This window comes from Bradyrhizobium sp. LMG 9283 (assembly GCF_045571415.1).
Lineage (GTDB): Bacteria > Pseudomonadota > Alphaproteobacteria > Rhizobiales > Xanthobacteraceae > Bradyrhizobium.
Genome location: NZ_CP120691.1, coordinates 7,168,630 through 7,180,888, shown reverse-complemented (window position 1 = coordinate 7,180,888; position 12,259 = coordinate 7,168,630). Strand labels below are relative to the sequence as shown.

Genomic DNA, 12,259 nt, shown 5'->3' with positions numbered 1-12,259 from the left:
CTCTAACCAGTCAAGCTGCGTGGGCGATCCCGCGACTGGCACGCCGATTGCTGAGATGCAGCGAACGGTTCGCAGTAGTCCCTGTCGCCAGGAGTTCCCGATCATCCCGGTCAACGCACTGTCATGTTCGGAACTCCAAAGCGATCAACATGATGAGCTCGTAGCTTACGACCGGTCTGGCTCGGTTTGAGGCGGACCAGCTTACGGGAGAAGAAGGTCACGATGATCCCTAAGGTGTTCGTCACCTGCGAGTGGGCGAATGTGGAGCGTGGCCTGCGTATGCCGGTGACCCGGACCAAATCGCGGTCTTGCCGATCGAGACCGCGCGAGTGGGGTGGCGGTGGTTCACATCCACGTACGTGATCCAAAAACCGGGAAGGGCACTCGGCATCGGCGCAAACGTACGAGTAGTGTTGGAGGACAATCTTTACCTCTCTCGCTGGCGGCTGCCAAACAACACCGAGCTCGTGCAGCGGGCGGTAGAGGTTCTCTAGGGTGTGGGAGGTGATGATTATGGATTAGGTGCGCAAGAAGCTCGCGCTCAAGGTTCATGTCTGAGAGGCCAAAGTTCATGTCTAAGACTAAGATGCGGCCGTTAACGGTTGGACTACTGGGGACCGGGGTGATCGGCGGCGGGTGGGCCGCGCGGTTTATTCTCAACGGGGTGGACGTGCGGCTGTATGGCCGGTCGTCCAGTGCGGTCGAGCGCGTGCAGGAGAAGTTGGCCAGCGCGCGGCGGGCGTACCGAAGGCTGACCCAAGTCCCATTGCCGGTCGAGGGGGCGCTGACGGTCGTGAACTCGATTCCGGATGCGGTGCGCGGTGTAGAACTGGTGCAAGAATCTGTGTCGGAGCGCTTGGAAGTCAAGCAGCAGCTGCTTGCGGCGGCCAGCCGCGCTGCGGCGCCAGAAACACTGATCTGCTCCTCGACTTCGGGGTTACGGCCATCGTTGCTGCAGGCGGGTGTGGACTACCCTGAGCGCCTGCTCGTTGCGCATCCGTTCAACCCAGTATATTTGTTGCCGTTGGTTGAACTGTGCGCCGGACAGAGCACGGCGCCCGAGTCGCTGGAACAGGCCGCGGAGATCTTTCGGTCAGTGGGGATGCATCCGCTCGTAGTGCGCAAAGAGGTGGATGGGTTCATCGCGAACCGGCTGCAGGAGGCGATGTGGCGCGAGGCGCTGTGGCTTGTGCGCGATGATGTGGCAACGGTGGAGGAGGTTGACGATGCCGTCCGCTACTCCTTCGGGCTCCGCCGCGCAATCGTAGGTCCCTTCCGAATCGGTGGCGGAGGAAACGCCATGCGCCAGTTCATGCAGAAATGGGGACCCGAGCTGACTTCGCCCTGGACGAAGCTCACCGACTTTCCCGAGTATACCGACACGTTCCTTGACAAACTAGTCGAGCAGTCAGATGCACGGGCCGACAATCTGACCGCACCTGAGTTCGAACAGAAGCGCGATGATTGCCTGATCGCTGTGCTGCGGGGCTTGCGGGCAGAGCGGTATGGCGCGGGCGAGACGCTCGCGCGCTGGGAGCAGGGGCTGCGCGAACGCGTTGCTGCCCTGCTCACCAACAGTTCAAGCCCGCTTCAGATGCCGACGATAGAGATGCCGTCCGACTCGATCGATGTTAATGGGCAGATCAAAGAGAGCCGTATTATCGAGCTCTTCGGCGTCGCGACAGATGCCCTGCTTCATTTAATCGGTGTCGAAGGCGAGTACCTCTCAAAGAGTGGCCGTTACAAAACGATCGAGACGCATGTGTCCCATCTTCGGGCCTTGCAAGCCGGCGACCGCGTTCAGATCCATACGCAGGTCCTGGGCGTCGATGACCAACGCCTTCACCTTTTCCACGTGCTCGCGCGCGAAGGTGACGAGGAGCCGGCGACCACGGGCGAGCAGATGCTGCTTCACGTCCGCGCCGGTAACGATTGCAGCGAAATCGTGCAGGGAAACGTGCGCGAACGCCTGCTGGAGCTGGCGCGGCTGCACACCAACCTGCCGAGTCCGGAGCACGTCGGCGCACGCGTTTGGGCTAAAATATGAACTCGCCGGCAGCACGCACCCCACCAGCCAGCCGCTTACCAGGCTCAAGACGTTCAGGAGGCCCCCGAATGGCCCGCAAGAAGTTGCGCAGCAAGCGAGCGTTCTTCGCCGCGCCCGCCCGAAACGTCGAGGACGTGGTTGGCGCCGGCCTATGCACCGGCTGCGGCCTGTGCGAGAGTATCGTCGGTCCTGCGATATCGATGGGCATCAATATCGAAGGCAACATGCGGCCTCTAGTCCGAGATGAAGTGCTAGCCGAACAGAACGAGCAGATCATCGCCGTCTGCCCGGGTGTGTCGGTCCAAGGGCCCGGCAGACCTCAAGGGGTCACCCTTCATCCGGTGTGGGGACCTATGCGCGAGATACACAGATCCTGGGCGAGCGACCCGATCGTCCGTCACAAGGGCGCCGCAGGCGGCACGTTGACGGCGCTCGGGCGATATCTCCTTACCAGTGCCCGCGTTCATGCGGTGCTTCATGTCCGCGCGGACGATCGGAAGCCGTGGCTGACAACGTCCACGATATCGAGGACGCCGGACGAAGTGCTGCGCGGCGCTCAGTCTCGCTACGGTCCGTCGTCGCCTCTCGTTAATGTGCACCGGCTGCTCGACGACGGTAAGCGCTTTGCCGTGATCGGCAAACCTTGCGACATTTCGGCCGTCCGTGCCCTCGGACGTATCGATCCGCGCGTCGAGCAGATGATCCCCTACATGTTGAGCAATTTCTGTGGCGGCGTTCACTCCGAACATATTGCCAAAGCGGTCATGCGCCACCACCGCGTCGACGAGCTGGATGTCGCCTTATATCGATATCGTGGGGAGGGATGGCCTGGCCCACTCCGGGTGCAGACCCGCGACGGGGCCGTTTACGATCTGCCTTATGCAAATGCCTATCGCATGGGGAAATTCGGCTACGAATTCCCGTTTCGCTGCAAGATCTGCCCTGATGGAGTGGGCGAAGTCGCGGACATAGCCGTGCCCGATGGCTGGAACCTTCGGAACGGCAAGCCTGTTTACGCGGAGGCACCGGGAACCAACGTGGCGGTCGTTCGCACTCCAGCCGGCGAAGAGTTGCTCCACGGCGCCATCGACGCAAGATGTCTTGAGGTTGCACCGGTTTCGGTCCAGGAAATCGAACAGATGCATCCCAACCATCACAGAAAGGCTGCCGCATCCGTCGCTTTGTTAGCCCTCCGGCTCATGGGGCAAAGGACCCTCAGGGTTGTTGGGTACCGCACGATAGACGGCCTGAAGCGTGCCGGCGTGCGCGGCATCTTACAGCAGTTCGTAGGAACGGTCAGGCGCGTGCTCACCAGGGAGAACCGGGAGCACCTGATCTAGGCTCAGCCCTTGAAAGTCATACCTGGTGCCAACTCGCGCCAGCACCAACAGACCGCGCATGCAGACGCCTGGCCGGCGCGACCTGCCGATGGACCTAATGTCCTTGGCTTGGCGATGCTCAGTTCCTACATCCCACGCGCAGCGTCGATCGGTCTCTATCGGACTCGCCGGTAAAGTGCAGCAGCCTTGACTGGCGAGCTTCTAACGGCGGCCAACTGCTCTAAAAGATTTAGTCGTTGACTTTAAAGGCAGGCCACCCACGTCGTTTTACCATGATCGCGTGAAATGGCTATCCAACTGCGGAAATCACGAAATCATCGCCGCTCGAGAATGTTCCACCTGAGGCGATGTTTCACCATCACAACCCCTTTTCTTAGTAGTTGCAGATCATCGTTGCCGGTGCTTCCTTCGCGCTGTGACTTATTCACGTTGGCACGTCGAAGAGTTTGTTCGAAGCGGAGGGACGTTGATCATGACCATCCTAAACGTGGCGCTAATATTTGGCGGCCGATCCGCCGAGCACGACGTCTCAACGATCGTTGCTCGATCCGTTTATGAGGCCTTGGACCGGAAACGCTATAACCCGATCCTCGTGGGTGTCTCACGGGATGGTCGCTGGTGGCTACACGAGAATACGGAGGAGTTTCCCTCACAAGTGGATTCGCCAGGTGTTCAAATAGCCTTCCTGCCGGGAGGGGGCGGCAAAGCGCTTGTCCATGGGCGAAATGAGGAAGGCAGAGTACGTCACGTTGACGTAGTGTTACCGATCCTTGAGGAGGGCATTGTACAAGGCGTACTGGAAACAGCGCAGGTGCCGTTTGTAGGATCCCGGATACCGACGCCGGCGATATCGATGGATAAGGAAATCACCAAGCGAATATTGCGTGACGCTGGCTTCCCCGTCGCACGGTCTTTGGTTCTGGGGGCTCGAGACGAGGTCAAGTTTCAGTTTGCCCAACAAACGCTCTGTAGTCGCTCGCTATTTGTAAAGCCGTCGCGCCTTCATTCTTCTATTGGCGTTCGCAAAGTAACCTGCGAACCAGAGTTTCAGGCTGCTGTCGATCACGCGTTTAGCTATGGCAGCAAGGTTTTGGTGGAGGAGCACGTACAGGCGCGCGAGCTCGAGTGTGCGGTTTTGCAGGACGTCGATCAACCGAATAAATTGCTCTGTTCATGGCCGAGCGAGATCATTCCGAAGGACATTGACGCCTTCTTCACGTATGAGGCGAAAATGGATAATGAGACGGGAGTCATAGTTAAGACGAAGGCAGATGTCGATGAAGCGACGGCTGATCGAACGAAGGCATTATCTTGCGAGGCGTTCGCAGTGATCGGCTGTGAGGGGTTGGCAAGGGTGGATTTTTTTATGCGACCCAATGGGGAACTTCTGATTAATGAGGTGGGCACTCTGCCCGGCCTTACTCCCTCAAGCTTGTTTCCGAGGATGATGCAGGAATCGGGTATCCCATATAATGTCTTGGTACAAAGGCTGCTCGAATACGCGATCAAGCGCTCTGAGAAATCGAGGGCAGTCCGATGACTTGGCCCCTGAGGATTGCGAGAGGGCGGTTCGGAATCAAGAGTGTGTAAAAGCTTAGACTTGATCTTAGGCATGGTTCGAAACCTGAAGGGGAACGGAGCTGCGGGCGACCAGAAGCGCTCAACAAACGGGCGCTCTGGTGACCTTGCCCCACGGGCTTAATCCAGTTTGAAGTTCGTTCTGGCCCACGACAAGGACCAGAGCATGAAGCGCAGCCGCTTTTCGGAAGAGCAGATCATCGGGATTTTGAAGGAGCACGAGGCCGGCGTTTCGGTTGCCGACCTGTGCCGCAAGCATGGCGTCAGCGACGCCAGCATCTACAAATGGAGGGCGAAGTTCGGCGGTATGGAGGTGTCGGAGGCTAAGCGGCTGAAGGCGCTGGAGGATGAGAACACGCGGCTGAAGCGGCTGCTGGCGGATGCCATGCTCGACAATGTCGCGCTGAAGGACTTGCTGGGAAAGAAATGGTGACGCCCGCGAGGAGGCGGAAAGCTGTCGCCCATCTCATGGATGCCCACGGGATGAGCGAACGGCGGGCGTGTAAAACCATCGGCAGCTGCCGCATGACTGTGAGATACAAGACGATCCGGACGGACGATGGCGGCCTTCACCAGCGCATGAAGGCGATCGCGCACGAGCGCCGCCGCTTCGGCTATCGGCGCGTGCATGTCCTGCTCAAGCGGGAGGGCTATAGGGTCAACCACAAGAAGCTGTTCCGGCTGTACCGGGAAGAGAAGCTTGCAGTGCGCCGCCGTGGCGGCCGCAAGCGCGCCATCGGGACCAGGGCGCCGATGACGGTGCCGATGGGGCCGAACGAGCGCTGGTCGCTCGACTTCGTGTCGGATCAGCTGACCTGCGGCCGCCGCTTCCGCGTCCTCACCGTGGTCGATGACTGCACCCGCGAGTGCCTGGCGCTGGTGGCCGATACCTCGCTCTCCGGCATCCGCGTGGCGCGGGAACTGGACCGGCTGATGATCGAGCGCGGCAAGCCGAAAATGGTGGTCAGCGACAACGGCAGCGAGCTGACCAGCAACGCCATCCTGACATGGGCGGATCAGAGCCGCGTCGCCTGGCACTACATTGCGCCGGGCAAGCCCATGCAGAATGCCTTCATCGAGAGCTTCATGTATAGACGGCCCCGCGGATGCAAGGGATTTCAGCAGCACTTTGGATACCGGTCGGGTGCGTTCATGTATACGGCCTGTTTGTGCGACCGATGCCATGGCCGCTGGCCCTGATGGAGATCGCGGATCGAGGCCTCATCAACGGGTCGCGCTTGTTGCGCTTAAAGCTCTTCGGGCTTGCTCGATCCCCAGCTCCGCCGGTGTCCATCATGCTGTCATCTGCCCTCACACCATAAGGTGGCCAACATACGCGACATTCAGGTCGCGAGCTTAGGCCGATAGAATTCCCCGGTCGTCATCATCGCCCAGACGATCCGTGCCAACTTGTTGGCAACGGCGATGGCGACGACCATGGGCCGACGCCGTCCAAGCAGGGCTTCGATCCAGCCGTCTCCAACCCGGGAGCGTACCTTTGGGTACCGAACGACGTTACGCGCTCCGATGACAAGCAAGTGCCTGAGATAGGAATCGCCCTGTTTCGTAATCCGGCCGAGCCGATCCTTCCCGCCGGTGGAATTCTGCTTAGGCGTCAGGCCAAGCCAGGCCGCGAATTCCCGCCCGGAGCGGAACATGGTCGCGTCCGGCACGGTCGCGGCGAGAGCCGTGGCCGTTATGGGACCGATCCCGGGAATCGACGACAGCAACTTCGCCATCGGATTTACTCGCTGGATCTGAGCCAGCTCGCGCTCGATGGCCTCGACCTGCCGGCCCAATTCCTTCAGTTGGTTCACAAGGACGGCCAGTGCGATGCGGGCGTGGGCCGGTAGTGTCAGTTCCTCGTCATCCAACAAGTCGACCAGACCATCCACCCGTTGCCGGCCTTGTCCGACAATGATTCCGAACTCAGCAAAGTGAGCCCGAATGGCGCAGGCTGTCATGGTGCGTTGGCGGACCAACAAGCCTCTTGCACGATGAAGCATCAAGAAGCCCTGGTTCTCCACGCTCTTGATTGGAACGAACCGCATATTGGGACGGGTGACCGCTTCGCAGATCGCGGCCGCGTCAGCGGCGTCATTCTTGGCTCCTCTTCGTACGTAGGGTTTAACATAGGCTGGCGGGATCAATCTCACATCGTGTCCAAACTGCCGAATCTCCCGCGCCCAGTGGTGAGCAGTCGCACAGGCCTCAATGCCGACTAGGCAAGGTGCGAGCGAGGAGAAGAACGACACGATCTCGCCTCGCCGGAGGCGTTGGCGACCGGCCACTTGGCCTTGGCCATCAACTGCATGGATGTGAAATACGTGCTTCGAAATGTCCAACCCAATTGTCGCGACTTCCATTGGTGAATTGCTCCTGTTAGCGGGTTCGTCCATCGCCAGTATATCGCCGGCGCCGAGGGAGGGGGGCCGTCTTCCCCATCAACGGCCGGCTGCGGGATGAATTGTTGAACGAGACGCTGTTCACGTCACTGGCCCAGGCGCGCGTCGCACTCGGATGCTGGCGGGCCGATTACAACGTGAGCGTCATCCAGGGACCACGCACTGAGGGCTGATCTGGTCGGCTAAGAATATCTCGCGGAATGGTTTGTCGCGAGGTCACAATGTCCAAGGATAGTCGTAAGGATAGCGATAAGGATAGGCATACGTCTATCCTTGAAGACGGCGCCGACACGCTGCAGCGCATCGAGATCATCACGGGGACGGGCCGGCGTCGGCGCTGGTCGACCGACGCGAAGGCGGCGATTGTTGCGGAGAGTTTTGCGCCGGGGGCGAGCGTGTCCGCGGTGGCGCGGCGGCACGATATCAGTCCAAGCCTGTTGTTTCTCTGGCGTCGCCAGGCAACGCAGGCGCAAGTCGCGGGGCGCGGGGACAGAGGCATGCTACCTGGCTTTGTGCCGGCCGCGATCATCGGCTGCGGGAGCAAATTGCCGAGTGGGGAGCAGGCGGCGATCGAGATCGAGGTCGGCGCGGTTCGGATCCGTGTCAGGGGGACAATCGACCGGCGGGCACTGTGCGAGGTGCTGGCGGCAGTCGGGGCGATTGGTCGATGATCGGGCTTCGATCTGGGTTGTCGATCTGGATTGCGACGCAGCCGGTCGATTTCCGCCGCGGCATGGACTCGTTGGCGATGCTGGTGAGCGAGGCCTTTGGAGCCGATCCGTTCGACGGCGGACTTTATGTCTTCCGCTCCAAGCGCCGAGATCGCGTGAAGATCCTGACCTGGGATGGGAGCGGCCTTGTCCTTTACTACAAAAGAATCGAGGGACAGTTCACCTGGCCGCCGATCAAGGGAGGCGTCATGCCGCTATCTCATGCTCAGCTCTCGGTGCTGCTCGATGGCTCGGACTGGAAGCGTCTGCCGATGCGAGTTGTGGATCAGCCAGCACGAGCTGGTTGATCCTTATTAGAAGTCGTTCGTCACTCATGCGGAGTTGTTGTAGAAACACTCTGCATGAGTGATTTGCCTTTCGATCCAGCATTGCTCCGTCAAACCGTGATAGTGCTATCGTCACGGCTTGCGGCGTTGTCGGCGGAATGCAGCTCGCTTTCGGCCGAGCGTGATGCGGCAATCGCCCAACGCGACGCTGCGATCCAGGAGAACGACAAGCTCCTGATGATCCTGTCCCAGTACAAGCGCACGATCTTCGGTCCCCGCTCCGAGACACTGGATCTCGGACAGCTGTCTCTCTTCACCATCACGGCACAGGCGGTTCGTGCCGCCGCCAACGACGACGTGACCGGAGGCAGGCTGCCCGACGGAGCGGAGGACCGTGGAAAGCGACCGGCGCGACGCAACCGTGGGAAGCTTCCGGAGCATTTGCCGCGCATCGATGTCGTGATCGATATGGAGAGCCAGATCTGCCCCTGCTGCGGCGAGCAGCTGCACAAGATCGGGGAGACCGTCAAGGAAGCCTTCGACGTCATTCCGATGCAGTACCGGGTCAAGCGCATTGTGCGCCCGCGGTACGGCTGCCGGGGATGCCGCCAGGGTGTCCTGCAGGCACCCGCGCCGGCCCAGGCGATCGACGGTGGGATGGTGACGGAAGCGTTGCTGGCCCACATCGCGGTGATGAAATACGGGTACCAGCTGCCGCTGTATCGCCAGGAACAGATGTTTGCCGCCCAAGGCATCACGCTCGACCGGCAAACGCTGGCCTCGTGGATGGGCCGCGCCGCCTGGTGGCTGAAGCCGCTTCACACGTTGTTGCGCGACACAGTGATGTCCTACCCGCGGCTGTTTGCCGACGAGACGCCGCTGCCGGTTCTCGATCCCGGCCGTGGCCGGACTAAAGTCTGCCAGTTCTGGGCGATCGCCACCGATGACCGTCCGTGGGGTGGCCCGGCGCCGCCGGCGGTGGTCTACATGTTTGCCGAGGATCGCAAGGCGATCCGCGCCAAGCAGCTGTTCGGGGACTACCACGGCATCCTGCAGGTCGACGGCTATGCCGCCTACAAGGGCCTGATCAAGAACGGCGGCCATCTGGTGCAGCTCGCGTTCTGCTTTGCGCATGCGCGGCGGAAGTTCTGGGACGTTCACGTCGCGACGAAGTCGCCGATTGCCGCGGAAGCGCTGCAACGGATCGCGATGTTCTACGCCATTGAGGATCGCATCCGCGGTCTGCCAGCGGCGCATCGGGCTGCGGTGCGGCAAACCGACACCAAGCCGCTGATCGAGGACTTCAAACCCTGGCTCGAAGCGCGACTGCTGGAAGTCTCGAAGAAGTCCGGTCTGGGCAAAGCCATCCGCTACACCCTCAACCATTGGGACGGCCTGACGCGCTTCATCGATGACGGACGCATCGAAATAGACAGCAATACGGTCGAGCGCAGCATCAAGCCGATAGGCCTGGGAAAGAAGAACTACTTGTTCGCCGGCAATGAAGGCGGCGGCGAGACATGGGCCATTCTCGCCTCGCTCATCAACTCGGCAAAGCTGCAAGACATCGACCCGCGGCACTATCTGACCGATGTTCTCGAGCGCATCGTCTCTGGACGCACCAAGATCAATCAGCTGAACACGCTGCTGCCGTGGAATTGGAAGGCCGAACGCGACGGTTCGGAGGCAAAGCTCGCCGCTTGATCAGTTCGACGGCAAGGCGTCAGGAACTTCCTGCGCATCGCTGGCGTCGTCGTAGATCTCTTCGCGGATCACGCGCAGCGTCACCTCGTGCAGATACACTTGCAGCGCACCATCCAGCTCGGTGAACTCCGGCAGCAGGACTCGATCGACGAAGCCTCGTGATGCACGGACCATCACCGTGTTGCGTCGCTGCCGGTGATAACGAAACGGCCGCAGCCCATATCGGCGGCAAAGCGCCAGAAAAAGATGCCGAGACCATTGGTCGGGAAGTGAGAATTGCTGTTCGATCGCTGGATCGTGGCGAGCGAGTTCCTCGACCCTAGCTCGCACCCGCTGCAGCGCGGCTTCCGCCGCAAGGCGCTCACCAGCAGTTCCGGCACCTGCGAACAAGGCCTCGATCTTCCGAAGCTTCTCGCGCAGCTGCGACTCGCTGGTCATTCTGATCTCGTTACCCGCTCCGAACCAGGGTCACCCCATCACCGCGCGCCGGCGGCGTCAATCATCCCGACCGCGCTATCCAAAGCATTCCGCGCAAGTCAAGCCCGGGCACCGGTGATACTATCGTGACGCTCACATTACAACGATGCCCGACCCCACTCGCAGCTCGGATGGAAAACGCCGTCCGAGTTCGCCTTCACCTGTCACCCGCGCCGGGATCTGGCGCTGCGCTATGCCGAAGGCTCCGCGCCAGCTCCCGTCGCTCCCACCGCCCAACCGGGCAAATCCAACGACCGGAGCGAACTCAGGATGGATAAAACTTGATGTGGTGGAACGGCCCGCTCCAACAGCATCAAAGTGCTAGAACGTGGTCGTTGTTCGAACGCCACAAAGGAGGGACCGTTCCGTGAAACAGGTTAGTACCATCGGGTTAGATTTGGCCAAGCACGTTTTCCAGGTTCACGGCGCGGATGCGGAGGGCTCGCCCGTGTTCAACAGGAAATTGCGGCGCAGCGAGGTTCTGCGCTTCTTCGAGAAACTGCCACCATGCCTGGTGGGGATGGAAGCCTGCGGTAGCGCCCACTATTGGGCGCGCGAGATCGCAGCTCTCGGTCATGAGGTGCGGCTCATTCCGCCGGCTTATGTCAAACCCTTCGTCAAGCGTGGTAAGACAGATGCGGCGGACGCGGAGGCCATCAGCGAAGCGGTGACCCGAAAGACTATGCGCTTCGTGCCGATTAAGACGGCTGAGCAACAGGCTGCCGCGATGGTGCTGAAGACCCGCGCTCTTCTAGTGCGGCAGCGAACGCAGGCGGTCAACGCGTTGCGCGCGCATCTGGCAGAATTGGGGATCATCGCCACCGCCGGCCTGGCAAAGGTTGAGGCGCTGGTCGCAATCATACGGGATGAGACAGATGCTCGCCTGCCCGCAGCAGCGCGCTTCGCGCTGAGGGCTATTGCCGACGAGATTGAAGCTTCAGCCGACCAGATCGAGAGGCTCGAGCGCGCAATCGTCGTGGAGGCCAAGCGCGACGAGGACATGCGTCGGTTGACCACAATCCCTGGCGTCGGCGCCATTACGGCGGCGACCATCAAGGCGCTTGTGCCGGATCCCGGCGGGTTCAAGTCGGCTCGCCACTTTGCCGCCTGGCTGGGATTGACGCCGCGGTCTCATTCAAGCGGAGGCAAAGAGCGGCTGGGACGAATATCGAAGATGGGAAATCCGGAACTCCGCTCTCTGCTCGTTGTCGGGGCAACGGCCGTCTTGCGGGTTGTCCGAAACGACGCTCGGGCGCGGCCGTGGCTGAAGGCGGCTTCTCGCCAGACGGCCCTTCAAGGTTGCCGCGGTCGCGCAGGCCAACAAGACGGCGCGGATCATCTGGGCGCTTCTGAACAAGGGCGGGACGTACCGACGTCCCGACCCGCTGACTGCCGCGGCCGCCGTCTGATGGACGCAGTGACCGCCAAAGCGATCTGACCGGCGCAGGCCGGCAGAGGGCAAGGTGCAACAACAGCCGATGACCCCATGGGACGACATCCCGAAACGAGTGAAGCTACTGCCCCCAATGCGCTCAAACGCGTAAACTTGATTTAGCTCCTCGTTCCGCGGATCTCATCGAGGCCAGCGGCCATGTGCCGCGCGCAAAGGCCGGACATATGACCGCACCGTCCCAATGTGTGAAATCGACTGAAGAAGCTCTTGCCTCGCGGGCCGTTCCACATATGGGGGCAAGGTCACTGGTGACGAGAT

General features: G+C 61.0%; 9 protein-coding genes and 4 pseudogenes. 11 read left to right on the top strand and 2 right to left on the bottom strand.

The window, feature by feature from the left end:
* Positions 1 to 251 precede the first annotated feature (251 nt).
* From P6U29_RS33550 to P6U29_RS33530, 5 genes and pseudogenes are all read left to right on the top strand, one after another.
* Entirely contained in the window at positions 252 to 494 is a 243-nt protein-coding gene (locus P6U29_RS33550) for a 3-keto-5-aminohexanoate cleavage protein (protein ID WP_407114560.1), read from the top strand.
* Between the two features lie 77 nt (positions 495 to 571).
* Positions 572 to 2,047, top strand: coding sequence for a 3-hydroxyacyl-CoA dehydrogenase NAD-binding domain-containing protein (locus P6U29_RS33545; RefSeq protein WP_407114559.1), 1,476 nt, complete (start codon positions 572 to 574; stop codon positions 2,045 to 2,047).
* A gap of 68 nt (positions 2,048 to 2,115) precedes the next feature.
* Positions 2,116 to 3,387, top strand: coding sequence for a Coenzyme F420 hydrogenase/dehydrogenase, beta subunit C-terminal domain (locus P6U29_RS33540; protein WP_407114558.1), 1,272 nt, complete (start codon positions 2,116 to 2,118; stop codon positions 3,385 to 3,387).
* Positions 3,388 to 3,859: 472 nt separating this feature from the next.
* Positions 3,860 to 4,927, top strand: coding sequence for a D-alanine--D-alanine ligase family protein (locus tag P6U29_RS33535; RefSeq protein ID WP_407114557.1), 1,068 nt, complete (start codon positions 3,860 to 3,862; stop codon positions 4,925 to 4,927).
* Between the two features lie 204 nt (positions 4,928 to 5,131).
* Positions 5,132 to 6,051: pseudogene (locus P6U29_RS33530) on the top strand (IS3 family transposase); the annotation flags it as partial.
* Positions 6,052 to 6,308: 257 nt separating this feature from the next.
* Here the strand turns inward: P6U29_RS33530 and P6U29_RS33525 are convergent.
* Entirely contained in the window at positions 6,309 to 7,331 is a 1,023-nt protein-coding gene (locus tag P6U29_RS33525; protein ID WP_407114556.1) for an IS110 family transposase, read from the bottom strand.
* Between the two features lie 80 nt (positions 7,332 to 7,411).
* On the opposite strand from P6U29_RS33525, the pseudogene P6U29_RS33520 reads away from it, so the two are divergent.
* The 4 genes and pseudogenes from P6U29_RS33520 to tnpC all read left to right on the top strand — a co-directional run.
* A pseudogene (locus P6U29_RS33520) lies at positions 7,412 to 7,507 on the top strand (integrase core domain-containing protein); the annotation flags it as partial.
* Positions 7,508 to 7,591: 84 nt separating this feature from the next.
* Entirely contained in the window at positions 7,592 to 8,041 is a 450-nt protein-coding gene (gene tnpA, locus P6U29_RS33515; protein WP_407114555.1) for an IS66-like element accessory protein TnpA, read from the top strand.
* Positions 8,038 to 8,388 carry an IS66 family insertion sequence element accessory protein TnpB gene (gene tnpB, locus P6U29_RS33510; protein ID WP_407112426.1) on the top strand — a complete coding sequence of 117 codons (351 nt, stop codon included), beginning with the start codon at positions 8,038 to 8,040 and terminating at the stop codon, positions 8,386 to 8,388. Before tnpA ends, tnpB begins: the two co-directional genes overlap by 4 nt.
* A 54-nt stretch (positions 8,389 to 8,442) precedes the next feature.
* Entirely contained in the window at positions 8,443 to 10,071 is a 1,629-nt protein-coding gene (gene tnpC / locus P6U29_RS33505) for an IS66 family transposase (RefSeq protein WP_407112425.1), read from the top strand.
* On the opposite strand, the gene P6U29_RS33500 is transcribed toward tnpC, so the two are convergent.
* On the bottom strand, positions 10,072 to 10,509 hold the full coding sequence (locus P6U29_RS33500; RefSeq protein ID WP_407112424.1) for a hypothetical protein: 438 nt from the start codon (positions 10,507 to 10,509) through the stop codon (positions 10,072 to 10,074). It lies immediately after the preceding gene.
* 129 nt (positions 10,510 to 10,638) lie between these two features.
* Between P6U29_RS33500 and P6U29_RS33495 the strand changes: the two are divergent.
* Together P6U29_RS33495 and P6U29_RS33490 are read left to right on the top strand one after the other, a co-directional pair.
* Positions 10,639 to 10,833, top strand: a pseudogene (locus P6U29_RS33495) (IS3 family transposase); the annotation flags it as partial.
* 82 nt (positions 10,834 to 10,915) lie between these two features.
* A pseudogene (locus tag P6U29_RS33490) lies at positions 10,916 to 11,957 on the top strand (IS110 family transposase).
* The last annotated feature ends 302 nt before the right edge of the window (positions 11,958 to 12,259 follow it).